Genomic DNA, 24,451 nt, shown 5'->3' on the forward strand with positions numbered 1-24,451 from the left:
AGATGCAAACTACGACAACGACATGACCAGGGCATTTCTCCATGCTCAGCGGCGAATTCGACTACATCATCGTCGGCGCGGGCAGCGCCGGCTGCCTGCTGGCCAATCGGCTGTCCGCCGATCCCGACAAGCGCGTGCTGCTGCTGGAAGCCGGCGGCCGCGACGACTATCCGTGGATACGCATCCCGGTCGGCTATTTGTTCTGCATCGGCAATCCGCGCACCGACTGGTGCTACCGCACCGCGCCGGAAGACCGGCTGGGCGGCCGCTCGCTCGGCTATCCCCGCGGCAAGGTGCTGGGCGGCTCCTCGGCCATCAACGGCATGATCTATATGCGCGGCCAGGCCGCCGACTACGACCGCTGGGAGGCGCTGGGCAATCCCGGCTGGGGCTGGCGCGACGCGCTGGCCCACTTCGTCGCGATGGAAGACCACCACGACCCGGCGCGGCCGCTGCACGGCCACGGCGGAGAATGGCGGGTGGACAGGCAGCGGCTGTCCTGGGAAATACTGGACGCCTTCCGCGCCGCCGCCGCCGAGCAGGGCATCGCCCCGGTCGACGACTTCAATGCCGGCGACAACGCCGGCTGCGGCTATTTCGAGGTCAACCAGAAAGGCGGCTGGCGCTGGAGCAGCGCGCACGCCTTCCTGCACCCGGTGAGCCGGCGGCCGAATCTGACGGTGCTGACCAGCGCCGAGGCGGAAAAGCTGATCGTGGAGAACGGCCGCGCCGCCGCTATCTCTTTTCTGCAACAGGGCGCGCGACGACAGGCGCGCTGCCGCGGCGAGATCGTGCTCGCCGCCGGCGCCGTCGGCTCGCCGCTTTTGCTGCAGCGCAGCGGCATCGGCCCGGCCGCGCTGCTGGCCGAACACGGCATCGCCCCCGTCCACATCCTGCCCGGCGTCGGCGCCAATCTGCAGGACCACCTGCAGCTGCGTCTGGTATTCAAGGTGAGGAACGCCGCCACGCTGAACCGCCGCGCGGCCAGCTGGGGCGGCAAGCTGGCGATGGCCTGGGAATACCTGTGGAAACGCAGCGGGCCGCTGGCCATGGCGCCCAGCCAGCTCGGCGCCTTCGCCCGCAGCGGGCCCGACGCGGCGACGCCCGACCTGGAATTTCATGTGCAGCCGCTGTCGCTGGAACGCTTCGGCGAGCCGCTGCACCGCTTCCCCGCCTTCACCGCCTCGGTGTGCCAGCTGCGGCCGGCCAGCCGCGGCCAGGTGGCGATAGGCGGCGCCGACCCGGCCGCCGCGCCGCGGATCCAGCCTAACTACCTCAGCCATCCGGACGACAGGCGCGTCGCCGCCGCCGCCATCCGGCTGACGCGCCGCATCGCCGCGTCGCCGGCGCTGTCGCGCTATCTGCCGGAAGAATACCGCCCCGGCCTGCAGTACCAGAGCGAGGACGAGCTGATCGACGCTGCCGGCCTGATCGGCACCACCATCTTCCACCCGGTCGGCACCTGCAAGATGGGCCGGGACCCGCTGGCGGTGGTCGACGAGCGGCTCAGGGTGCACGGCATCCGCGGCCTGCGCGTCGCCGACGCCTCCATCATGCCGACCATCACCTCCGGCAACACCAACAGCCCCACCCTGATGATCGCCTCCAGGGCGGCCCAGATGATCGCGCAGGACAACACGCAGCCGGCACCGGCACGGATGCCGGCCACACCCGCAAAGGAGACTTGGACATGAGCAACAGCATCGCAACGCCGACGGGCGCGTCCGCCGGCATCAGCCGGGCCGAGCGCAAGGTGATTCTGGCCTCGTCGCTCGGCACGGTGTTCGAGTGGTACGACTTCTTCCTGTACGGCGCGCTGGCCGCCATCATCGGCAAGCAGTTCTTCGCCGGCGTCAACGAGACCACCGCCTTCATCTTCGCGCTGATGACCTTCGCCGCCGGCTTCCTGGTGCGGCCGTTCGGCGCGCTGGTGTTCGGCCGCCTCGGCGACATGGTCGGCCGCAAATACACCTTCCTCGCCACCATCGTCATCATGGGCCTGTCCACCTTCCTGGTCGGCATGCTGCCCGGCTACGCGACGCTGGGCATCGCCGCGCCGCTGATCCTGGTATCGCTGCGCATGCTGCAGGGTCTGGCGATAGGCGGCGAATACGGCGGCGCCGCCATCTACGTGGCCGAACACGCGCCGGACAATCGGCGCGGCGGCTACACCAGCTGGATACAGACCACGGCCGGCGCCGGCCTGCTGCTGTCGCTGCTGGTGATCCTGGCCTGCCGCAAGCTGACCGGCGACGCCTTCGGCGACTGGGGCTGGCGGCTGCCCTTCCTCTTGTCCATCTTCCTGCTGGCCATCTCCACCTGGATACGGCTGTCGATGCAGGAATCGCCGGCCTTCCTGAAAATGAAGGCCGAGGGCAAGCACTCGAAGGCGCCGATCAGCGAATCGTTCGGCAACCGGGCCAATCTGAAGCTGGTGCTGATTTCCCTGTTCGGTTTCAACGGCGGCCAGGCGGTCACCTTCTACTGCGCGCAGTTCTACTCGCTGTTCTTCCTGACCCAGATCCTGAAGGTGGACCCGCAGACCGCCAACCTGATGCTGATCGCGTCGCTGATCATCACCACGCCGCTGTTTCTGTATTTCGGCCACCTGTCCGACCGCATCGGCCGCAAGCCGGTGCTGATCGCCGGCCTGGTGCTGGGGCTGGCGCTGACCTTCCCCGCCTTCCGCTGGCTGACCGACTACGCCAATCCCGACGTCTCCGCCGCTCAGGCGCGCGCGCCGGTGACCGTGGTGGCCGATCCGGCCAGCTGCCACTTCCAGTTCGACCCGATAGGCAAGGCCAAACTCGACACGCCGTGCGACCAGGCCAAGGCGCTGCTGGCCAAGAACGGCGTGCCCTACCAGCAAAAGGCCGCGCCGACCGGCGCCACCGAGATCCACATCGGCGGCACCGTGCTGCACGGCTTCGACAAACCGGCGCTGCAACAGGCACTGAAGACCGCCGGCTACCCGGAAAAGGCCGATCCGGCCAAGATCAACCACGCGATGGTGATCCTGGTGCTGGTGCTGTTGTCGGTAATCTCGGCGCTGACCTACGGCCCGCTGGCGGCGATGATGGTGGAGCTGTTTCCCACCCGCATCCGCTACACCTCGATGTCGCTGCCCTACCATCTGGGCAACGGCTGGATAGGCGGACTGATGCCGACAGTGGCGTTCTCGCTGGTGGTGTACACCGGCGACATCCTGTACGGCCTGTGGTATCCGATCGTCGTCTATGTCGTCAGCCTGACGGTGAGCCTGCTGTTCCTGAAAGAAACGTTCCGCAACGACATTCACCAGCGCTGAGTCCATCCCCGGCCCCCGCCGTCGCGGGGGCCATCCTCCCGACACGCCCCTCGCTCTCCCCGGCACCATCCCCCGCTCCTTCAGCATGCCCTTTCGTTAAAAAACCATTTAAACACACACAAAAACAATAAATTACCTACGGCATTTCGCAGAAAAATCACATGAGATATTCGGCTCCCATCCCCAAAAGCAGACCTGGCAAGCCTAGCGTCACTTCTCGCCTTATCTTTCAATAAAAATTACAAATAACACAATCAATTACAGTATTGATATTTACAATCCCCACATCTATACTTTGCTTAATAGCGTTTGTTGAATATAACAAAATTAATTTAAATTAATGCTTACAGATTCCGCCCACGGCTGTCCTCGCACGGAATCGCCAACGGAGAGACAAAAATGAAGAAAGTCATTCTTACTCTGGCAGCGCTGGCCGTTCTTCAGTCCGGTCTGGCCCTGGCATCCAACGGCGGCACCGTCAGCTTCAATGGCTCCATCGTCAAGGAACCATGCGCCGAGAGCGGCAGCAATCTGCTGAGCTACGCGCTCAATCCCCGTCAATACCAGGCCGCGCGCAAGATCGCGTCCGGTCAAAGCTGCTCCGGCATGGACAACACCCAGTCGCTGAGCATCGCTTCGGTCAATATGGCCAACACCACTACCCATAGCGATGGGCAGCTGGTTACCATCGTCTACAACTAGACACGACACGATGAAAAAAGCCTTCGGCCAAAACGGCCGAAGGCTTTTTTCATGCGGCGGCGGAACGCTCGCCTACTGGTACAGCATGTCTATCGTGATCGCCGTCTGCAGGCTTCCCGGCACCACCGTGGCCGTGCGCATGTACTCGACGAACAGTCCCAGCTGGGCCGACTGCGACTGCACGTTCACCACCCGGGTATTGTTGGTGTTGTTGGCGCCGATATTGGTCCAGTCGGCCGAACTGCCCAGATTGATGGCGATGCCCTGCGCCGAACCGCCGGTATTGGCGAACAGCACCGGATTATTCGCGTCGGCGGTGCCGGAGAAGCGGAAAGTCGCCGTATTCACGCCGGTCGAGCAATTGGTGGCGCTGATGGTGAAAGCGCTGCGCGCCAGCGTGCTGCCCACCGACGGAAACTGGTTGCTGCCGACGGTCGGCAGATTAATCGTGTACTGGCCGTTCGCGCTCAGATTGCAGGTGCCGCCCGGCGTGAAAGTCAGCGAGCCGTTGACCAGCTGATTGAAGTTGATGTTCGGCTTGGCGTTGATGCCGCCGATGCCGTCGAGCTGGAACACCGAGTACTGGTTGATCGTCGCGGTGCCGCTGGACGGCGCGCCGGTCGTTTTCAGCAAGACGATGGAATACGGCAGCGTCGTCGTGACCGAGCCGCCCTGCGGCACATAAATGCCGGTATTGATGGCTCCGCTGCTCTGCGTATAGGTCTGGCCATTGAAGATAATGCCGATCTGCAAGCCCGGCGCCAACGTCGCTCTCTTTGGATTCACCCAGAAATACACATTCTCGCCTATGCTCTGCGAGCAATACAGGCTCAGATTCTGCAACGGCGACTGCCAAATGATGGTTCCGACCGGCGCATTGGCGGCGACATACAGATTGCTCGGCAATGTGAACGTCGACGTGACGCTGCCGGCGCTGTTGCTCCCATTCCAGCAGCCCAGCGCGTGGCTGGTCAGCGGCATCGCCATCAGCAGCGCCAGCAGCCATCCGTACAATCCGCGGCAAATCAGTTTATTCATCGTGCTATCGCTTTCCCAGGTATTTCCGCAGCCCGCTCCAGGCCTCACAGCGGCGCGCAAACCGCATCCGTCCGCATATAGACCGCATCGTTCGTCTGCTGCGGCAATCGATAGCGGAAGCGGCATTGTTGATCCCGCTCGCTGCCCCAGCTGACCGTCAACGGCTTGTCTTCCATGCCGCGCAGGAAGGCGCGTCCGCCCTGTCCCACCATCGTAAGAAAGTCGTCGCCATCGCCGTCGCCTATCGTCGCGCCGACCGGCAGATGGCTGCCGTCCGGCCGCGTCAGCGTCACGATCACCGGCTTGCCCTGCTGGGTATTGAATTTCAGCATGACGATGGCGCCGGCGCGCGGCGCGTCCTGCACGCTGGTTTCCTGCAATTCCACATCCTGGCTCATGCCCTTGGGATCCAGCGTGATTTCATTCTGGCGGTAAGGCATTAGCGACGACACCACGGCATAACCGCTGTCGTTGACGCGCACCCCATTGGTATTGCTCACCGAAGCGCCCGCCGCGCCAGGCGCCTCGACGACGGCGAAGGACTCGCCCAGCGACTGCGCCGGGGTCACGCCGCCCGGATGGAACACCAGCGCGCCGCTGATGCCAGCGTTGGCCTGCGAGGTGCTGCCGCTGGTGCTCGCGCCAGCGGTGAACGTGGCCACCGAGGTCGCGTACTGCACGCTGCCGCCGCCGTTGCTGTTGCTGCCCCCCGTGCCGTCGCGGTTGGCGCCGGCGTAGACGTTGTAGCTGAAATTGCGCAGATCGCCCGTTGTGCCGCTCAGACTGAGCTGCGCGCTGCCGCTGCGATCGCTGCTGCTGCTGACGCTGCTGCTCAGCAACGGAGAATACGGCTCGCGGCCCAGCGGCATCGACAGGCTCAACATGTACTGGTTGACGGCGCGCCCGCTCGAATCCTTGGTACGGCCGGCCGACAGGCTCAAGCTGACCGACTTGAAGCTGTTGCTGTAACCAAGCTGATAGGTCATGTCTCGGCCCTGCTGGTTCCAGTAATCCTGGGAGGTGCCGGTGAAGAACAGCCGTCCGCGGCCATCGCCCAGCGGCTGATCGGCATTGAGCTGGAACCGGTTCTTCGCCGAGGAAAGCGTGCCGACCTGGTTGATCAGGCTGGCATAATCGCGCAGCTCGAGAAAGCCCGCCGTGGAAAAGCGATAGGCGGCGACGGTGAAGTTGGTGCGCGTCGACTCCATCAACTTGCTATAGGTGACGCGGTAGCTCTGGCCCTGCATGCCGCCGGCGCTGGCGTTGTACGGCAGCTGATCGGCCCAGGATTGGGTCACGTCCAGCGCCAACGCGCCCCAGCGCGTGTTGATGCCGGAACCGAACAGCGCCGACTGGTAGTGATCGGCGACGATCAGGCCGCCGTACAAGGTCAGACTATTGCTGATGCCGCGCTGGTAGGTCGCCTGCACGAACTCGGGGAGCTTGCTCAGCGTGTCGTCGCGCCATTGACCGGCGGTGACGGCGTAGCGGGATTGACCGTCGCGCAACAGCTGGGGCACGGCGGCGTAGGGCACGATGAATTTGCGCACGCGGCCGTCCGCCTCGGTGACCGTCACTTCCAGATCGCCGGCGAACCCGGTGTTGTAGAGATCGTCGATGCTGAATTCGCCCGGCGGCACCACGTTTTCGTAAATCAGGTTGCCATTCTGACGAATGGACACCTTGGCATTGGTCTCGGCCACGCCGCGCACCACCGGCGCGTAGCCTTGCAGCGATTCCGGCAGCATCCGGTCGTCAGAACTCAGCTGGACGCCGCGGAACGGCGCGCTGCTGAACAAATCGGAAGGCGTGAAATAATCGCCCAGGGTCAGCACCGCGTGCCAGTCCGTCATATCGCGCTGCGTATAAGCCGAAGTGCTTTGATATTGGCGCTGACGCTGACCGTTGCCATTGTCCTGCTGGGTCAGCGAGCCGTTATAGCGGAACCGCCACAGGCCTATGTTCAGGCCGGCGTTGGCGCCAAAATAGTACTGGCTTGACGTGCCGGAACCGCCATTGTCATAGCGGTAGCCGTTGGCGTTGTAGTTCAGGAAGCCGGCAAACGGCGCGCCCGCATCCCAGTACTCCGGCGCGACATAGCCTCGCGCCTTGGCTCGCAGATATTTCTGCGGAATGCTGACGTCGAGCCGCAGATCCGCGCTGTTGAAGCTGGAAAACGCGCCGGGCACGACGGCGGCGATGTCGACGCAACGGCCGGACTCGTCGCGCCGCGGCACGCCGGAGGACTCCGCCACACGGGAGAAGTCCACACCCAGATCGTCCAACATCGCCCGGTTGAAACAGGCCAGCACCCTGCCGTCCCCCAGATCCTTCATCTGCACGTCGCGACGGCCGATCCAGGTTGTGTTCGCATAGACGTCGGCCCGGTAATTGCCGGGAAAGGCGCCGCCCCTCTGGTTGAAGCGGGAGAGATCTACCTGTTGCCCATTGGAATTCTGGTTGATGAATACCGGATTGAACTGCACGTCGCCCTGTTCGGCAGCCTCAGCCCCAGTCGAACCGGCCCAAGCAGCCTGGCTGCCGAACCAGCCGCAAATCAGCAAGCCGAGCGGGCTGATATCCCGTCGTTGCTTGGGCTGTCGAGTCATCAAGCGCTTCATGGCTGGATTGAATCCTGGGAATGCATGCGGAACTGGCTGGCGCGGGTGCATGTTCAGTGAGCCAAAGACACGCTATGCGCGACCGGAGCACCATAGTCGTTGATGCTCTCGTAATTGAGCTTCACGCTACCCTCAGGCCTGGACTTCAGATCCTTCAGCGCAAAGTCGTGGGTGCCGCCCGGCGGAACCATGCCGCCGTCGGTTTCATACTCGTGCTTGCCTACCAGCAGAGTCGCCCGGTTCAAGGAGACGTGATAGGCGGCCTGATTGGTGGCGCGCAGCATATAGCCCCTGCCGCCGGCCTGCGGCAGCAAAGACCAGGAAAGCTTGTCGGCGGCGTCGTCCGATGTGCCCGGCAGGCCGGCGGGACGGTAGAACAACTTGATGCGGGAACGGAAGGCCACTTGCATGAAATTGCGCTGCTCATTGCCGGCCTTGGGCAGCGGCGGCACGTCCAGCACGTTCAGCCAGAATACCGACTCGCGCTCCTTCGGCAGGTCGGCTCCGGTGAAGGTCAGTCGCAGGGTCTGCCCTTTCGTCGGATCGACACGGAAAATCGGCGGCATGATCAGGAAAGGCGCGTCCGCCGTATTCGGAACGGATTTCTCGTTGCCGCTATCGGCCCATACCTGCACCAGCGACGGATCCTTGCCGGGGTTGTTGATCTTGACGGTCACTTCACGATCTTCTGCCTTGTACACCACCCGGGTCCCGGAAATCACCACGCCCGCGGAAGCGCCGCCAGCCCATAGCGAACTCGCCACGGCCAGCGCGACAGCCCCACTCCACATCGCTTGTCTCATTTGCCCACTGCCCTTATTCCAAAAATACCGGCTGGCGGCGCATTTCGCGCCGCCAGCCGCATCGTGCCGCTTATTGGTAGGTCATCGAGTACTGGACGCTGGTATTCACCGCGCCCGCGCCGGCAGCGCCGGTCGCGATGTACTGGGCGTAGTAGCTCATCGTGGCGGAGCCGCCGCTGATCGGCACAACTTGGGAGTTGGAGTTGTTGTTCAGATTGATGGCGCTATAGCTGTTGTTCAGCAGCTGAACTTCAACATTGGTGGCCGAACCGGTGCCGGTGCTGTTCAGCAGGTTGCCGGAAGCGGAGTCGACGGTCGGGCCCACTTCGAAACGGGTCTGCGCGTTCTTCAGACCGGACGGGCAGTTGCTCAGATTGATCGCAAACGGCGTGGAGCCTGCGGTCTGGCCAGCGGTGGCCAACGAGGAGGTGCCGACGGTCGGCAGGGTCACCGTGACGTTCTGGCCGGAAGTGCCAGCGATGGTGCAGGTCTGAGCCACGACGTTTCCAGTGACGGTGATCTTGCCATCGGAGGCCATTGCGCCGGAAGAATATACGCCCAGGCCGATCAATGCTGCGGTTACGACTTGTTTCATTAAAAAATCTCCATTGAAATTGCAGGCAGTACATTTGTTTGCCCGCTTGCCTACCCTGGCTGGGCAGCAGTTCGAAGAGGCGTCCGACACGTCAAGGCATCTTCGGCGACCCTGTGACTCCTGCCCGTGTTCGAGATGCTCCGGTACCGAATCCGGTCCAGCATCCAAGCCTCGCCAGCCCGAAAGCTTGTTTTAATTTAAAAAGATTCAACAAATAACATCAAATATGGTCATGTCTATCTGAAGTCATTCATCACTCAGATTAAAAAAACAGGCGGGCGGCAAACCTGGGGACTGACGATGGGGCCGCTGCTGCGGCGTCCTTTCACCATGCCATGGCTGGACAGTGCTCAGCTTCCATCACGTCCTGACGAAGCGATGAGCCGTTACAGGAAGCCTCTTGCAGCGCGGTTGGATGCGATGGCAATGCTATTAATCCGGCAGTCAAATACCGTACAGAAAGCTCATGCCGCGTAGCGGATTTTTTCATGCCGGAAGTACGACCGGATTCTGGCCGGCTGCTTCTGCAATGAGCGTAAATGGGACAGCACTTTCCCTTGAAGTTGACCGTCTGATCGAACCGGCTCACCTGCGCTCATTCTGGCCTTCAGGTCGCCGTTCAAGTATTCATCCGGGTTCAGTTCCGGTGAGTAGCTGGGCAGGAAGAACAACTCAATCGCCTTCTTGTTCTCTTCCTCCTCCAACCATGCTTGCACCAGCTTGCTGTGATGCACGCGCAAGTTGTCGAGGATCAAGAACACCTTCTTGCCGCCAGCATCACGGATCAGCCGCATCAGAAACTTGATCAGCACCCGGGCCGTCAAGGTCTCCCGGTACAGCATGAAGCGCATCTTGCCTTGGTTGGTAATGGCCGAAATCAAGTTGATGCGCGCTCTTTTCGATTGGGATAACACCAGAACTGGGGTTTGGCCTTTTGGGGCGTAGCCACGCGGAAAGTGCTCAACACTCGACACCGCCGATTCGTCGCCCCAGCTGATTTCAGCCATTTCCGCTTTGGCACGCGCGACGATAGCCGGGTATTCCTCCTTGAGCCATTTCTCGACTGCTGCCGGTCGCTGCTCATAAGCGCGTTTGAGCGGGCGCTGCGGCGTAAAGCCCCAGCGGGCCAAGTACAGACGGACAGTACGGATCGGCAGATCGATCAGAAACATCTGCTTGATTACAGCCTTGACCGCCTGAGCACTCCACAGGGCAAACCTCAGCTTCATCTGGTCTGGCGTGCGATCCACGATGTCCTGCTTGATCCGGGCTTCCTGCGCCTCGGTCAGCCGACGGCCGGTGCCTTCGGCGCGACCGCGCTTCTGTTCTTTGAATCCCTGCGCACCTAGTGCTGCCTCACGCACCACCCAGGCGGAAATGGTGGGGCGGCGCAGCCCGAGTTCTTCGGCAATACTGGCTTGAGACCGGCCTCGCTTGTACATCCGGATAGCGGTACGCCTCAGCTGCTCACGGGCGGCCAGTTCAAGCTTGCGCACATCGATTTTTTCCATGCCGGAAGTATACAATCTGTACGGATTATTACTGCCGGATTAATAGGTTAAATCAAACAAAACATAACTTTCAACACATCCCCCCGCAGAAAATCGGCATTAAATCCACATTAAATCACTGACAACAAAGGGTTTTAATGAAAAAATCTCGTGTACTCACAACTGTGTTCATCTGTCTCATTAATGCATCAATCTGATAACATATTAAATTAAAAGTTAAATATCGCTACCAAATTCCAAATGAAACCCCAGAATACATGACGTAGTCATTTTGAATGACAAATAAGCAGCATCCTCCACCGCTGCTCTACCCACTCTCCCGCCATGCGTTTAAACTGATCAGCTTCACGCATCCCGGGCTTTGAACGCCATGACGCCTCCCTCCTGCCAGTACCTGGCGGTCAACCAACGCCGTTACCACGTGCGCCGCTGGGGCGCGGACCACGCCCCTTTGCTGGTCCTGCTGCATGGCTGGATGGACAGCTCGGCCACCTTTCAATTCATGGTCGACGCGCTGGCCGGCGAGTGGCAGGTGGTGGCGCCCGATTGGCGGGGATTCGGCGACAGCCAGTGGAACGAAGGCAGCTATTTCTTTCCCGACTATCTGGCCGACCTGGACGATTTATTGCAGCAGCTGTCGCCGCAACGGCCGGTCAAGCTGCTGGGACACAGCATGGGCGCGATGATCGCCGGGCTCTACGCCGGCATCCGGCCGCAGCGCATCGACAAGCTGGCGCTGGTCGAAGGATTCGGCCTGAATCCCACCCGGCCGGCCGAGGCGCCTGGCCGCTATGCCCGCTGGTTGCGGGAAACCGCCCAGACCATGGCTTTCGAGCCGCTGGACGGCTTGCCGCAAGTGGCGGAAAAACTGCAGGCCCGCAACCCGTTGCTGACGCCGGAGCGCGCGCGCTGGCTGGCCGGCGAGCTGACAAGCCCCTGCGACGGCGGCGTCCGCTATCGCGCCGATCCGCGCCATAAAATGGTCAATCCGGTGCTGTACCGGCTGGAGGAGGCGATGGAGTGCTGGCGCCGCATCACCGCGCCGGTGCTGTGGGTGATAGGCGGACAGTCGTCGGGCCATCCGGCCATCAGCGGCGTGATGGACACTCTGGATCAGCGCCGCGCCTGCTTCGCCAAGCTGGATGAAGCCACCATCGCCGACGCCGGCCACATGATCCAGTGGGACAGGCCGGAGGCGCTTGCCGCGGTGGTCGAACGCTTTCTGTCGTCCGACCTCGCCGGCGCGCAGGCATGAAAAAGCCGGCCCGCGGGCCGGCTCGACTGGACTAGGCAGCCATCCCGCGCCTATTCCAGATAGCGCGCCTCCAGATGCGCGCGGTAGTGGGCGGGATTCAGCGCCTCCCCGGTGGCGCGCCGCACCAGCTCATCGGTATCCCAGCGGCTGCCCTGGCTCCAGATATTGGCGTTCAGCCAGTCGAACACCGGCGCCAGGTCGCCGGCGGCGACCCTGGCGTCCAGCGCCGGCTCCTGCCGGCGCAGCGTGGCGAAATACTGGGCGGCATACATCGCGCCCAGCGTGTAGCTGGGGAAATAACCGAAAGTGTCGGTCCAATGGATGTCCTGCAGGCAGCCGTCGCGATAATTGCCGCGCGTGTCCAGCCCCAGGTAGGCCAACATCTTCTCGTCCCACAACGCCGGCACGTCCTCGGCCTCGATTTCGCCGTCTATCAGCGCGCGCTCGATCTCGAAGCGCAGGATCACATGCGCCGGGTAGCACAGCTCGTCGGCGTCGACGCGGATATAGCCAGGCTCGACCCGGGTGTACAGCCTGGCGAGATTGCCGGCGTCGAAAGCCGGCTGATCGCCGAAATGGGCGCGGATGCTCGGCGCGATCAGCTGCAGAAAACCGCGGCTGCGCCCCAGCTGCATCTCGAACGACAGGCTCTGGCTTTCGTGTATGCCCATCGAACGGGCCCGGCCCACAGGCTGGGACAGCCAGTCCCGCGGCAGATTCTGCTCGTAGCGGGCATGGCCGGTTTCATGGACGATGCCCATCAGGCTCTGCACGAAGTCGTCTTCGCGGTAGCGGGTGGTGATCCGCACGTCCTCGGGCACGCCGCCGCAGAACGGATGGTTGCTGACGTCGAGCCGGCCGGCCTCGAAATCGAAGCCCAGCAGCCGCATCACGTCCAGGCCCAGCGCGCGCTGTTTCTCGACCGGGAACGGCCCCTGCGGCCGAATCACCGTCTCTGCGGCCTGCTTGGCGCGCACGCGTTCGATCAGGCCGGGCAACCAGGATTTGACGTCGTCGAAAATGCGCGCGATATCGGCGCTTTTCATGCCCGGTTCGTATTTGTCGAGCAGGGCGTCGTAGCGGCTGCCGCCATTGGCCTCGGCCAGCAGCGCCGCCTCTTCGCGGGCCAGCCGCAGCACTTCGCGGAAATTGGGCAGGAAACCCTGCCAGTCGTTGTTCCGGCGCTGTTCGCGCCAGGCGTGCTCGCAACGCGCCGCCGCCAGCGCCTTGGCTTCCACCAGCGCTTCCGGCAACAGATTGGCCTGACGCCAGTCGCGGCGGATTTCGCGCAGATTGGCGCGTTGCGTCTCGTCCAGCGCCTCCTGCTCGGCGTCCCGCAACTGCCGCTCCAGCTCGGGCGCGGTGATCAACTGATGCATCAGCACCTGCAGCTCGGCCTGGGCCGCGGCGCGCGCCTCATTGCCCTTGCTCGGCATCATCGCCGCCTGGTCCCAACCGGCGATCGCGGCCAGATGGCCGAAATGATGCAAACGCTGAAAAGTGCGGGTCAGGCTCTGATAGGCCTTCTGATTTCCCATGGCTTCCTCCCTTGTTCCAGAAGAAGCATACTCACATGACATTTGATGATGGTCAACGTCGAAACCAAAAAGGAAACACGGCTGAAAGCCAGACGGATCGTCAACCGGCCATCTCTCGCGCGAATAGATGGCATGTTTTTTCCTCATTAGCCGACTTTAGGCGCCATCGTCCGCCGGCGGCTCGCCATCGCCGGCGCGGCCCGCCAGCCGGTGGTGGGCGAACGGAAAGGCCTGCCAATACGGGAAATACTCCCGCACCAGCAGACGCAGCTGCTGCTTGTCGTCATGGCCGGGCAGATGCAGCAATAGCGCGTCCACCGCCATCCGATAGCTGGTATTGCTGACCGGATGGGGATTGAGCAGGAACAGCAGGGCCTTCAGCAGCGACTCGCGGCGACGGATCTCCTCCTCAGCCGTCCCGTCCTCGAACAGCTTGCCCAGGTACAGGCCCAGCGAAGGCGGGAAGCGCGCGAAGCGCTGGCTGCGCATCAAGGCCAGCAAGGCGTCCAGCGTTTCCAGCACCTGCATCGCCGGATTGTGGATGGAGAATCCCGCGCGCGCGGTGGCTTCCACCACCTTCTGCATATCGTCCAGCCAGAAACAATAGAATTCGCGGGCGCAGGTGATGGCCAGTACCCGCTCGTCTGCGGCGCAATCGTTCAGAAAACCATCGACCGCCGCATGATAGGCGTCGGCATCGCGCCGCTCCCGCCTCAAGCGGGCCAGCAGCCTCTGCAGCAAGGCCCGCCGCTCGTCCACCACCCCCGGCACGGCGCCCAGCCGGGCAATCAGGTGCAGATACGCGCTCAGCGCGGCCGCCAGATCCGCCATAGCCACTCCTTGCCCGATACATCCGTTGCAGGGCGCGGCGCCTGGAACGCTCAGGCGCCGCCGGCCGCGGGCCGCAGCAGCAGGCGCAGATCGGCGCCCACCTTGGCCACGTCGGCGATTTCCAGCTTGGTCTTGTCCTCGAGCGTCGTCAAGGCCGGCCAGGCGAACAGGCCGCGCGCGGCGTCGCCGGCCAGCGACGGCGCCAGATACAGCACGATCTCGTCGACCAGGCCGGCGCGCAGCATCGCGCCATTCAGTCCGGCCCCCGCCTCGACCATCAACTCGTTGACGCCGCGTCCCGCCAGCCGCGTCAGCAGCTCGGCGAGATCGGCCCTGCCGTCGCGGCGCCCCAGCGCCAGCACATCGACCCCGCGCTGGCGGAATGCCGACAGCCGGCCCTCGTCCGTCTCGCAGCTGGCCAGCACGGCGCCGCCGCCATCGTAGACGCGCGCAGCCGGAGCCGTGCGCAGCTCGCCGTCCAGCACCACCCGCGCCGGCTGCGCAGCCACCGGCAGCTCGCGCACCGTCAACTGCGGATCGTCGGCCAGCACGGTGCCGCTGCCGGTCAGGATGGCGCAGTGCGCGGCGCGCAGCCTTTGCACGTCCATCCTCGCCTCCGGCCCGGTGATCCATTTGCTGCTGCCGTTCAGCAAGGCGGTCTTGCCGTCCAGCGTGGCCGCCGCCTTCAGCGTCACCCACGGACGGCCGCGCTCGACGCGGGACAGGAAGCCGCGGTGCACCCGGCGCGCCTCGGCCTCCATCAGCCCGGCCGACGCCTCGACGCCGGCCGCGCGCAACATGGCTATGCCGCGTCCCGCCACTTCATGATAGGGGTCCACCATGGCCGCCACCACCCGCGCGACGCCCTCGGCGATCAGGCGCGCCGCGCACGGCGGCGTGCGCCCATGATGGCTGCACGGCTCCAGCGTCACGTAGGCGGTGGCGCCGCGCGGGCTTTCGCCGCGCGCCAGGCAATCCTTGATCGCCTGGATTTCGGCGTGGTCCGATCCCACCGCCAGCGTCGCGCCCTCGCCGACGACCCGTCCATCGTTCACCAATACGCAGCCGACGCCGGGATTCGGCGCCGCCCGGCGCGTCGCGCCTTCGGCCAGGCGCAGCGCGCGCTGCATGTACAGATAGTCGTCGGCGCCGTAGTCCGTCATCTCAGCTTCTTCCACTCATCGGCCAACAGGCCGTAACAACGCATATTCCAGAAACGGCCGCCCAGAAACTGCGCGTCGCGCAGCTCTCCCTCCAGTTTAAAACCCAATCGCTCGGCGACGCGGCAGCTGCGCAGGTTCTCCGGCGCGCAGCCCAGCTCCAGCCGGTGCAGGCCCAGGTCCTCGAAAGCGTAGCTCAGCAGCTGCCCCAGCGCACGCGACATCACGCCCCGGCCGACGTGGCTGTCGGCCAGCCAGTAGCCGAGGCGCGCGTAACGGTGGGCGGCGCTGATGCCGTGCAGCGAACAGATGCCGGCGATCTCGCCGTCCGCCAGAATCACCCGGTGCGCGCAGCGTCCCGCGTCGTTGCCTTCCATCTGCTGGCGAAGCAAGGCCTCGGCGTCCGCCGCCGATTGCGGCCGGACGATGCTTGTCATCCATTGCGACAAGGTGGCCCGGTGGCATTCGATCAGCGCGTAGATGGCTGCCGCGTCGCGCGCCGGCTCCGGCGGGCGGATCTCCACCACGCTCATCGCCGCCCCCGCCAGTCGCCGGCCAACATGCTGTACTGGCAGGCATCGTGATAACGGCCGCGCAGATACAGCCCGTCGCGCTGCACGCCCTCGCGGACGAATCCCAGCCGTTCGGCCACCGCGCGGCTGCGGCCATTGTCGATTCCGGCCACGATGACGATCCGGTTCAATTCCAGCGCGCCGAAGCCTGTGTCCAAAGCCTGCGCCGCGGCCTCGCTCATCAGCCCCCCGCCGACGAAGCGGTCGGCCAACCAATAGCCGAGAAAACCGGAGCGGTGCGGCTTGCTGATGCCGTGGATGTCGATGCAGCCGGCCAGTTCGCCGTCCCGCGCGATCAGCCAGGTCGCGGCGTCGGCGGCGCCGGCAAGGAACTGCCGGCTGTCGTCGACGCCTCGGGTGGCATCCACCCAGGGCAGCCAGGCCCGCAAGGTTTCGCGGCTCTCGTCTATCAATGCGAACAGCCGCTCGGCGTCGGCGACGTCGGGCGGCAGCAGGGCAACGCGTTTCTGGTCAACGGCGGTCATGGCGTCTCGAAAATGACAATTGGATCAACCAGGCTAATTCAAGCCGGCATCGGACTGTCAATGCGAGGACTTCTGAATTTCCTTGATCGCGTCGGTGAATTCGGAAATATCCTGGAAACTGCGGTAAACCGACGCGAATCTCACATAGGCGACCTTGTCCAGCCGCGCCAACTCGTTCATCACCATTTCGCCGATCTGGCGGCTGCTGACCTCGCGCTCGCCGAGCTGCAGCAGCTTGTGGCAGATGCGGTCTATCGCCTCGTCGACCAGCGTGGTGGACACCGGCCGCTTGTGCAGCGCGCGCAGAAAACTGGTGCGGACCTTCTCGATGTCGAATTCGGAGCGGTGGCCGGCCGTCTTCACCACCTGCGGCATCCGCACGTCGGCCGTCTCGAAAGTCGTGAAACGCTTGTCGCAAACCGGGCAGCGGCGCCGACGCCGGATGCTGGCGCCGTCCTCGCTGACACGGGAGTCGATCACCTGGGTATCGGCGTTGCCACAAAACGCGCATTTCATGACAATAATCCTGAAGGTTGCAATAGTTGGATGTTATCAGCAATACCGTCGCGCCGCACCGCCGTCCCCGCAGCGGCCGGCCGGCCAATAAAAAAGCCGCCCCGTGGCGGGGCGGCCGTTTCTGGCGCGGGCCGGCTTACTTGGCGTAGACCGGGAAGCGATGGCACAGCGCGGTGGCTTCCACCGCCACGCGGGCGATCAGCGCGTCGTCGTTCGGATTGTCCAGCACGTCGGCCACCAGATTCGCCACCTGGATGGCCTCGGCTTCCTTGAAGCCGCGGGTGGTGATGGCCGGCGAGCCGATGCGAACGCCGGAAGTGACGAACGGGGTTTCCGGATCGTTCGGGATCGCGTTCTTGTTGACGGTGATGTGGGCGCGGCCCAGCAGCGCGTCGGCCTGCTTGCCGGTCAGGCCCTTGGCGCGCAGGTCGACCAGGAACACATGGCTCTCGGTGCGGCCGGACACGATGCGCAGGCCGCGCTCGGCCAGCGTTTTGGCCATGATGGCGGCGTTCTTCAGCACCTGCTGCTGGTATGCCTTGAATTCCGGCTGCAGCGCCTCCTTGAACGCGATGGCCTTGGCGGCGATCACATGCTCCAGCGGGCCGCCCTGCAAGGTCGGGAACACATTGCTGTTGATGCTCTTCTCGAACTCGGCCTTCGCCAGGATGATGCCGCCGCGCGGACCGCGCAGCGTCTTGTGCGTGGTCGAGGTGACGAAGTCGGCGTGCGGCACCGGGTTCGGGTACAGGCCGGCGGCGACCAGGCCGGCATAGTGCGCCATGTCCACCATGAAGTAGGCGCCGACTTTTTTGGCGATCTGGCCCATGCGCTCGAAGTCGAAGCGCAGCGCGTAGGCGGACGCGCCGCCTATGATCAGCTTGGGCTTGGTTTCCATCGCCACGCGCTCCATGTCGTCGTAGTCGATTTCTTCCTTGTCGTTCAGGCCGTAGGCGACGATGTTGAACATCTTGCCGGACAGGTTGGCCGGCGAGCCGTGGGTCAGGTGGCCGCCGTGGCCCAGATTCATGCCCATCACGGTGTCGCCCGGCTTCAGGATCGAGAAGTACACCGCCTGGTTGGCCTGGGAGCCGGAGTGCGGCTGGACGTTGGCGTATTCGGCGCCGAACAGCTGCTTGACGCGGTCGATGGCCAGTTGCTCGACGACGTCCACGTGCTCGCAACCGCCGTAGAAGCGCTTGCCCGGATAACCCTCGGCGTACTTGTTGGTCAGCTGGGAACCTTGGGCTTCCATCACCGCCGGGCTGGTGTAGTTCTCCGAGGCGATCAGCTCGATGTGATCTTCCTGGCGTTGGCACTCGGCTGCAATCGCGGCAGCGAGTTCTGGATCAAATGTGGCAATCGTCTGGTCGGCAGCGAACATCAGGGGCTCTTCCGTCAAGGGTTAACGATCGGGCCATTCTACACGAAATGGCCGACGGAACATTTTGACGTCGAGCGGGTTTTCACGCCGCGCCGCGGCCGATGAAAACCCGCCGCCCCCGATGTTTACAGATCGTCGGCGGTGAAGAACAGCGGCACGCCGTCCCGGCTTTCCGGCTGCAACTCCGGCAAGACATGCACGTCGCGCACATGGCACTCGTTCATCAGCTCGCGGAAGTTCTCTTCTATCAGCTTAACGTTGTCGAGCGAGGCCAGCGGCCAGACGAAGCCTTCCCAGTTGCGCTCGTCGCCGCCGGCCGACACGGTGAAATGCAGCTCGCCGTTGTCGTGGGCGGACACGATGGCCACCGGTTCCTTGTCCAGTTCGCGCAGACGACGGATCTGGCTGCTGGCGAACACCTGCAGCGCCACCTCGAAGCGGGCGAAGTTGCCGGCCACCAGCGCCTGCATCGCCGGCAGCGGCGGGCGGGCGATCGGGAACAGCGTCACGCCGTCCGTCTTCAATTGCTCGCCCAGGAACTTCATCAGCGGCATGCCCCAGGCGCCGACCGAACCGCCCAGCCGCAGCGGCGGCTCCTCGCCGTCGCGCTGGATCGCCACGCCGATCAGATAGCGCAGGAACACGCCGTCCTCCTTCACCGTGATCGGCGCCGGCTGGGCCGGCAGCTCGGCGCGGGCGTCGGCGCCCTGGCGCGACATCCGGTACAGCTTGGCCGCGTCCAGGCCGATCAGGCTGTCCGGATGCAGCAAGACGCCAGACAAGGCCGCGTCGCCGTCGGCGGAGAAGACGCCGTGGCTGCGCAGCAATGCGTTCAGGCCGTCGACATCGGCGACGGCGCCAGGCAGCGTCGTCTGCTCGCGGCTGCCGGCCACCAGGACCAGCGGCATCGCGAACACCAGCGCGCGCGCGCCGCCGGTTTCCTCGACCGCCTGGCGCAGCGCGTCCCACACCTGCTGGTAGCAGGCCTGGGTCGGCACCATCGCCAGCGCCACCGAGATCGACAACAACTCGCCGCGCTGCAACATCTCGCCGATGGCGCCGACCAGGGCCTGGCGCCACATATCGCGCTCACCGGCATCCGGGGCGTCCAACGCCGATTGGGCGTGATGGATCAGGCGGTTGGTCAGGGAGGCTTGCGGGTGGTACTGGCGCGGGTCGGGAAGAATATGGCGGACGGCGTCCATGTGCTGACATCCTGCTGCAATCGGGAAAAAACGTATTGTGGCACAGCTGTCACCGGCTTGCTCGCCCGCCGGCACCAGCATGCCAAAGGCGTAAACAACCGCCAAAACTGCCGCTTCGCCAGGGCGATGTGCACAGTTGCGACAAAAAATTACATTTATCTACTTTTTCGGAAACGCAAATGTTGACACTCGCTACCGCAATCCGGATAATCCGTCCTCGTTGAGATGCAGCAATTGCTTCTTGATAGTTTCTCCTCTATTTCTCCTTTGTAGACTTGGCGCGGGCCGTAAGGCACCGCGCATTTTTTTTGCCTTTCCCATGCCGAAATCCCGGCAAAATCATTAAAAATCATTGCAATACACACAATCTCTTCACGAGAAGTCCGACAACGACCAAGGCAAGCAGTCGCTATCGTAAATACGCCGCCGCATCGCTAGCCCTATGCGGATGCTTTACAGAATCAATGCGATTAGAAACATTTACATTGATTTGAAATGCCAATGTAATTTCACAAATAATTCACTTCCGAAACAAAACGAATAAAAGCAGGGGATGATTGTTCGATTTTTCTGCAAATGAACAAATGGACGCGGGCGCTTCGCGCCGCGGAGAAGGAAGCGGATAGACTGCCCGAAGGACAGCCGGGTTCCCGACTGTAGGACAGGAATGCGCCGCCATGATAGCACTGCCGCATTCGGGCATTATGACAAACATCAAGACCTAATCAACTGACAGGCCCGCCGCCGGAACCGGCGCGCGCCTTGCCGGTCGAACCGGCTTTCCCGATGGACGCGCCCCTAATGCCGATACACCAGCTCAGCCTCGTCGGCTTTCGCTCGATACGCAAACTGACGCTGGAGCTCGATGCGCTCAACATCGTCGTCGGCGCCAACGGTTGCGGCAAATCCAATCTTTACAAAGCCATCCAGCTATTGCATGCGGCCGCCGAAGGCCGCTTGTCGGCGGCGCTGGCGGCCGAGGGCGGCGCGCAAAAGGCGATGTGGGCCGGCGGCGCCCGGCGCGGCGACAAGGCGCGCGCGCCGAAGCGGATGACCCTGGCGGCGCGCCTGGACGACTGCGACTACGAACTGCAGCTGGGCTATCCGGAACCCAGTCTCAGCCTGTTCTCGCTGGACCCACTGGTGAAGGAGGAAAGCCTGTGGCTGGCCGGACACGGCCGGCGGCCCTCCACCCTGCTGCTGGAACGGCGCAATCAGGCCGCCTTTCTCTGCGGCGTCGACGGCGAGCGCACCGCCTACCCGGCCAGCCTGCGCGCCGAGGAGTCCTTGTTCGGCCAACTGGCCGAGCCGCACCGTTATCCGGAATTGTCCCAGGTGCGGGAAACCTTGCGCAACTGGCGCTTCTACCATGAGTTCGCCGTCTGGCCCGGCTCGCCGCTGCGCGCGCCGCAGGTCGGCATACGCTCGCCGGTGCTGGCGCACGACGGCGCCAACCTGGCCGCGGCCTTTCAGACCATCATAGAGATCGGCGACCACGCGCTGCTGCAGAGCGTGCTGGCCGACGCCTTTCCCGACAGCCGCTTCCAGGTGGACGCGCAACACGGCCGCTTCCAGTTGCTGATGCAACGCGACGGACTGTTGCGTCCGCTGGAAGCCGCCGAACTGTCCGACGGCACGCTGCGCTTCCTGTGCCTGGCGGTGGCGCTGCTCAGCCCTCGTCCGCCCGCCTTCATGGCGTTGAACGAGCCGGAGAACAGCCTGCATCCGGCGCTGCTGCCGGCCTTGGCGCGGCTGATCGCCGAGGCCAGCCGCCACAGCCAGCTGTGGGTGACCAGCCACTCGCCGGCGCTGGCCGAGATGATACGCCGCCACCAGCCGCTAAAGCTGTTCGCGCTGGCCATGCGAGACGGCGAGACCGTGTCGCTGAACGATTGATCCAGGCGTCGACAGCCACGCGCCGCTTGGCCGCGAAGTCGCGTCCGCAGCGATGAAAACCGGCGCGCGTCTTCGCGCCGCCCAGAAGCGGCAGAACTTCAAGTCCATCCATTTTCATGGTATTCCAATAGTATTGCGACGAAATGCGGGGAACTCCGCCTGACAAGGCCGGGTCAGACTGCCTGTCATGTTTATTTTATTGGACACTATGTATAAAAAATTATACTCCCCGTTATTCATCGCCTGGTCGCTGCTGATGGCGGCCATCGTCTGCGAAATCGCCGGCACCTCCTTCATGGCCGTCGCCGCCCGCAACGGCGGTTACCTCGGCTATGTCTGGATGGCCGCCGCGCTGGCGCTGTCCTACTATCTGCTGTCTCTCGCGCTGCGCGCGATCTCGGTCGGCATCGCCTACGCGGTATGGGAAGGCCTGGGCCTGATCGGCCTGACCGCCGTCAGCGTCTGGCTGTTCGGCGAAACGCTGGTGCCGCAGGAAATCGTCGGTCTGGGCCTCGCGCTGCTGGGCTTGGTCTGCGTGACGATGGGTGAAAGCGACGAACAGGAGGCCGCGGCATGAAAACCGTCTACCTGTTGTTCGTATTGGCCTCGGCGCTGATCGAAGTGGGCGCCAACCTGATGCTGGAAAAATCGGACGGCTTCCGCCGCAAGGCCTGGGGCCTGGGCGCCATCCTGCTGGTGTGGCTGGCCTTCGCGCTGCTGGGACAGGCGGTCAAGGGCATGGATCTGGCGATCGCTTACGCCTTGTGGGGCTCGATAGGCATACTCGGCACCGCCGTCGGCGGCCGGGTGCTGTACAAGCAGAAGTTGAAGCCGATAGGCTGGGCCGGCATCGCCATCGTCGCGGCGGCGGTCGCCACGCTGTCCACCGTCTGAAATACAGCCTGGCCCGAAAATTCCACCGTCCCGATCGATGGGACCGCGGCGAAATTTTCAGGCCCGCCTGAAATAAAAAGGGGGAGGCGCTTGGCCTCCCCTTTTTCTATCCCCATGCCAATCGGAGCCTTCAAAGACGGTACGTCGACGGTGCGTCGCCCCTACGGGGTGACGGCACCCTACATTGGATTCAATTGGTGGTTGGTGCGTCGCCCCTGCGGGGTGACGCACCCTACGGTTTATTTGCGTTCGACTTGAGACACATCGCGCACCGCGCCGGTGTCGGCGCTGGTCGTCATCGCTGCGTAGGCACGCAAGGCCGGGCTGACCGCGCGCTCGCGGCCGAGCGGCTTCCAGGCGTCGCGTCCCCTGGCATCCATCGCCGCGCGACGGCGGGCCAGTTCTTCGTCGGATACGGCCAGATGAATGCGGCGGTTCGGGATGTCGATTTCCACGGTGTCCCCCTCCTCCGCCAGGCCGATCGCGCCGCCCTCGGCCGCTTCCGGCGAAGCGTGGCCGATGGACAGGCCGGAGGTCCCGCCGGAGAAACGGCCGTCGGTCAGCAGCGCGCAGGCCTTGCCCAGACCCTTGGACTTCAGATACGAAGTGGGATACAGCATCTCCTGCATGCCCGGCCCGCCCTTCGGCCCCTCGTAGCGGATGATGACGATGTCGCCGGCGACGATCTGGTCGGCCAGGATGCCTTCCACCGCCGCGTCCTGGCTTTCGAAGATGCGGGCGCGGCCGGTGAATTTCAGTATCGACTCGTCGACGCCGGCGGTCTTGACGATGCAGCCGCGCTCGGCGATGTTGCCGTACAACACCGCCAGGCCGCCGTCCTGCGAATAGGCGTGGGCCTGGTCGCGAATGCAGCCATCGGCGCGGTCGTCGTCCAGCGTCGGATAGCGCATGCTCTGGCTGAAGGCGATGGTGGTGGCCACGCCGCCCGGCGCCGCGCGGAACAGGCGGTGCGGCTCGCTGCCCTCGCCGTGCCGCATCACGTCCCAGGCCTCCAGCCCTTCGCCCAGCGTTTTGCTGTGCACGGTGGGCACGTCGCGGTGGATCAGGCCGGCGCGGTCCAGCTCGGCCAGGATGCCGATCACGCCGCCAGCGCGGTGGACGTCCTCCATATGGTATTTCTGCGTCGCCGGCGCCACCTTGGACAAACAGGGCACGCCGCGGCTGATGCGGTCGATGTCGGCCATCTTGAAATCGACGCCGGCCTCGCTGGCCGCGGCCAGCAGGTGCAGCACGGTATTGGTCGAGCCGCCCATCGCGACGTCCAGGCTCATCGCGTTCTCGAAGGCCTCTTTGCTGGCGATGCCGCGCGGCAGGATCGAATAGTCCTCGCCCTCGTAATGGCGCTTCGCCAGCTCGACGATCAGCCTCCCTGCCTTCAGGAACAATTCCTTGCGGTCGGCGTGCGTCGCCACCAGGCTGCCGTTGCCGGGCAGGGACAGGCCCAACGCCTCGGTCAGACAGTTCATCGAGTTCGCCGTGAACATGCCGGAGCAGGAGCCGCAGGTCGGACAGGCGGAACGCTCGACGCGCTCGACGTCCTCGTCGGACACCGCGCTGTTGGCGGCCTCCACCATCGCGTCGACCAGGTCCAGCTTGCGCACCTCGTTGCCCCACTGCACCTTGCCGGCCTCCATCGGCCCGCCTGAGACGAAGACCACCGGGATGTTCAGCCGCATCGCCGCCATCAGCATGCCGGGAGTGATCTTGTCGCAGTTGGAGATGCACACCAGCGCGTCGGCGCAGTGGGCGTTGACCATGTATTCGACGCTGTCGGCGATCAGGTCGCGGCTGGGCAGGCTGTACAGCATGCCGCCGTGGCCCATCGCGATGCCGTCGTCGATGGCGATAGTGTTGAATTCCTTGGCGACGCCGCCGGCTTTTTCTATCTCGCGCGCCACCAGCTGGCCCATGTTCTGCAGGTGCACATGGCCCGGCACGAACTGGGTGAAGGAGTTGGCGATGGCGATGATGGGCTTGCCGAAGTCGGCGTCGGTCATCCCGGTGGCGCGCCACAGCGCGCGGGCACCCGCCATGTTGCGGCCGGCGGTGGAAGTGCGGGAACGATATTGGGGCATGATGCGTCCTTAAATCTGTAAACAAAACCGGTCGTCGTTCCT

The 24,451-nt window shown here is 64.0% G+C and carries 21 protein-coding genes; 7 read left to right on the top strand and 14 right to left on the bottom strand.

Going from position 1 to position 24,451, the window contains the following annotated elements:
* The first annotated feature begins 41 nt into the window (after positions 1-41).
* From CXB49_RS15825 to CXB49_RS15835, 3 genes are all read left to right on the top strand, one after another.
* Positions 42-1,694 (top strand): GMC family oxidoreductase, encoded by a 1,653-nt coding sequence (locus CXB49_RS15825; protein WP_101709293.1) that lies wholly within the window; start codon positions 42-44, stop codon positions 1,692-1,694.
* On the top strand, positions 1,691-3,307 hold the full coding sequence (locus CXB49_RS15830) for an MFS transporter (protein ID WP_101709294.1): 1,617 nt from the start codon (positions 1,691-1,693) through the stop codon (positions 3,305-3,307). The genes CXB49_RS15825 and CXB49_RS15830 overlap by 4 nt, the downstream gene beginning before the upstream one ends.
* 399 nt (positions 3,308-3,706) lie before the next feature.
* Positions 3,707-4,009 (top strand): hypothetical protein, encoded by a 303-nt coding sequence (locus CXB49_RS15835; RefSeq protein ID WP_101709295.1) that lies wholly within the window; start codon positions 3,707-3,709, stop codon positions 4,007-4,009.
* A 72-nt stretch (positions 4,010-4,081) separates the two neighbouring features.
* On the opposite strand, the gene CXB49_RS15840 is transcribed toward CXB49_RS15835, so the two are convergent.
* From CXB49_RS15840 to CXB49_RS15860, 5 genes are all read right to left on the bottom strand, one after another.
* Positions 4,082-5,047 carry a fimbrial protein gene (locus CXB49_RS15840; RefSeq protein WP_101709296.1) on the bottom strand — a complete coding sequence of 322 codons (966 nt, stop codon included), beginning with the start codon at positions 5,045-5,047 and terminating at the stop codon, positions 4,082-4,084.
* 44 nt (positions 5,048-5,091) lie between these two features.
* Positions 5,092-7,668: a fimbria/pilus outer membrane usher protein gene (locus tag CXB49_RS15845; protein WP_233492827.1), complete on the bottom strand. Its 2,577-nt coding sequence runs from the start codon at positions 7,666-7,668 to the stop codon at positions 5,092-5,094.
* A 53-nt stretch (positions 7,669-7,721) separates the two neighbouring features.
* A complete protein-coding gene (locus CXB49_RS15850) occupies positions 7,722-8,471 on the bottom strand; it encodes a molecular chaperone (RefSeq protein WP_101709298.1) in 750 nt (249 codons plus the stop codon).
* A gap of 70 nt (positions 8,472-8,541) precedes the next feature.
* Positions 8,542-9,066, bottom strand: a complete 525-nt coding sequence (locus CXB49_RS15855; protein ID WP_101709299.1) for a fimbrial protein — start codon at positions 9,064-9,066, stop codon at positions 8,542-8,544.
* A gap of 464 nt (positions 9,067-9,530) precedes the next feature.
* Positions 9,531-10,577 carry an IS630 family transposase gene (locus CXB49_RS15860; protein ID WP_101706528.1) on the bottom strand — a complete coding sequence of 349 codons (1,047 nt, stop codon included), beginning with the start codon at positions 10,575-10,577 and terminating at the stop codon, positions 9,531-9,533.
* Between the two features lie 370 nt (positions 10,578-10,947).
* Here CXB49_RS15860 and CXB49_RS15865 point away from each other — a divergent pair, with 370 nt between their 5' ends.
* A complete protein-coding gene (locus tag CXB49_RS15865; RefSeq protein WP_101709300.1) occupies positions 10,948-11,832 on the top strand; it encodes an alpha/beta fold hydrolase in 885 nt (294 codons plus the stop codon).
* Positions 11,833-11,882: 50 nt separating this feature from the next.
* Here the strand turns inward: CXB49_RS15865 and CXB49_RS15870 are convergent, their stop codons facing one another.
* From CXB49_RS15870 to CXB49_RS15905, 8 genes are all read right to left on the bottom strand, one after another.
* Entirely contained in the window at positions 11,883-13,370 is a 1,488-nt protein-coding gene (locus tag CXB49_RS15870) for a carboxypeptidase M32 (RefSeq protein WP_101709301.1), read from the bottom strand.
* Positions 13,371-13,526: 156 nt separating this feature from the next.
* Complete coding sequence (locus CXB49_RS15875) at positions 13,527-14,201, bottom strand: hypothetical protein (protein ID WP_101709302.1); 675 nt, start codon at positions 14,199-14,201, stop codon at positions 13,527-13,529.
* Positions 14,202-14,251: 50 nt separating this feature from the next.
* Complete coding sequence (ribD, locus tag CXB49_RS15880) at positions 14,252-15,364, bottom strand: bifunctional diaminohydroxyphosphoribosylaminopyrimidine deaminase/5-amino-6-(5-phosphoribosylamino)uracil reductase RibD (RefSeq protein ID WP_101709303.1); 1,113 nt, start codon at positions 15,362-15,364, stop codon at positions 14,252-14,254.
* Entirely contained in the window at positions 15,361-15,894 is a 534-nt protein-coding gene (locus tag CXB49_RS15885) for a GNAT family N-acetyltransferase (protein WP_101709304.1), read from the bottom strand. Before CXB49_RS15885 ends, ribD begins: the two co-directional genes overlap by 4 nt.
* On the bottom strand, positions 15,891-16,418 hold the full coding sequence (locus tag CXB49_RS15890; RefSeq protein WP_101709305.1) for a GNAT family N-acetyltransferase: 528 nt from the start codon (positions 16,416-16,418) through the stop codon (positions 15,891-15,893). Before CXB49_RS15890 ends, CXB49_RS15885 begins: the two co-directional genes overlap by 4 nt.
* A 57-nt stretch (positions 16,419-16,475) precedes the next feature.
* On the bottom strand, positions 16,476-16,934 hold the full coding sequence (gene nrdR / locus CXB49_RS15895; protein ID WP_071112809.1) for a transcriptional regulator NrdR: 459 nt from the start codon (positions 16,932-16,934) through the stop codon (positions 16,476-16,478).
* A gap of 136 nt (positions 16,935-17,070) precedes the next feature.
* Positions 17,071-18,318 (bottom strand): serine hydroxymethyltransferase, encoded by a 1,248-nt coding sequence (gene glyA / locus CXB49_RS15900; RefSeq protein ID WP_101709306.1) that lies wholly within the window; start codon positions 18,316-18,318, stop codon positions 17,071-17,073.
* 125 nt (positions 18,319-18,443) lie between these two features.
* Complete coding sequence (locus CXB49_RS15905) at positions 18,444-19,523, bottom strand: hypothetical protein (protein WP_101709307.1); 1,080 nt, start codon at positions 19,521-19,523, stop codon at positions 18,444-18,446.
* A 786-nt stretch (positions 19,524-20,309) separates the two neighbouring features.
* On the opposite strand from CXB49_RS15905, the gene CXB49_RS15910 reads away from it, so the two are divergent.
* The 3 genes from CXB49_RS15910 (at position 20,310) to CXB49_RS15920 (ending at position 22,313) form a co-directional block, all read left to right on the top strand.
* On the top strand, positions 20,310-21,419 hold the full coding sequence (locus CXB49_RS15910; protein ID WP_233492828.1) for an AAA family ATPase: 1,110 nt from the start codon (positions 20,310-20,312) through the stop codon (positions 21,417-21,419).
* 208 nt (positions 21,420-21,627) lie between these two features.
* A complete protein-coding gene (locus CXB49_RS15915; protein WP_233492829.1) occupies positions 21,628-21,996 on the top strand; it encodes a multidrug efflux SMR transporter in 369 nt (122 codons plus the stop codon).
* Positions 21,993-22,313 carry an SMR family transporter gene (locus CXB49_RS15920; RefSeq protein WP_101709310.1) on the top strand — a complete coding sequence of 107 codons (321 nt, stop codon included), beginning with the start codon at positions 21,993-21,995 and terminating at the stop codon, positions 22,311-22,313. The genes CXB49_RS15915 and CXB49_RS15920 overlap by 4 nt, the downstream gene beginning before the upstream one ends.
* Positions 22,314-22,552: 239 nt before the next feature.
* Here CXB49_RS15920 and ilvD read toward each other — a convergent pair whose 3' ends face one another.
* A complete protein-coding gene (gene ilvD / locus CXB49_RS15925; RefSeq protein ID WP_101709311.1) occupies positions 22,553-24,409 on the bottom strand; it encodes a dihydroxy-acid dehydratase in 1,857 nt (618 codons plus the stop codon).
* Between the last annotated feature and the right edge of the window lie 42 nt (positions 24,410-24,451).

It is taken from the genome of Chromobacterium sp. ATCC 53434 (assembly GCF_002848345.1).
Classification (GTDB): domain Bacteria; phylum Pseudomonadota; class Gammaproteobacteria; order Burkholderiales; family Chromobacteriaceae; genus Chromobacterium.